This window comes from Pseudomonas sp. AC463 (assembly GCF_979253585.1).
Window position 1 is genome coordinate 1 of the sequence record NZ_CEEDDZ010000102.1, and the last position, 484, is coordinate 484.

Consider the following 484-nt stretch of genomic DNA (forward strand, 5'->3'; position numbering starts at 1 on the left):
GTCCTGACCGTCGCGCGCGACCAGCACTTCCTCGTCGGGAATCAGGAACTGCTCGATCCCCTCCCATGCGTCGGTAATCAGGCACGCCGCCGCGCCCGCCGCCTCGAAGACGCGCGTCGCTGGGGAGAAGCCGACATGCGCCATCGAATCGCGCGCTACGTTCAGCACTGCCTTGGGCGTGCAGTTGAACGCGTTGTGCTCGGCCGTGTAGACATGGCCGCGGTGGCGGACGTTGCCGGGCATGTCCTTGCTGTCCCAGCCATTGCCGCCGATCAGGAATTGGCGTTCGGGCAGCAGCGCGGCGGGACGCAGGAAGAACTCCTCCACCCGTGCCTCGCGGTCGGGCAGGCGATTGCCGAGAAACGCGAGGTCGCACGCGAAGCGCTCGTCCGGTTCGACCGGATAGTGCGTCGTCGGGTCGAGCGCGTTGTAGACGGGGATGCACTCCGCCGCGCCGAACTGGCGATACGCGTCGATCACCGGC

The 484-nt window shown here is 67.8% G+C and carries 1 protein-coding gene; it reads right to left on the reverse strand.

What is annotated here, in order from left to right; genetic code table 11:
- On the reverse strand, window positions 1-484 hold a 484-nt coding region (locus AC0IYH_RS29285; RefSeq protein ID WP_471837527.1), incomplete at both ends, for a CgeB family protein.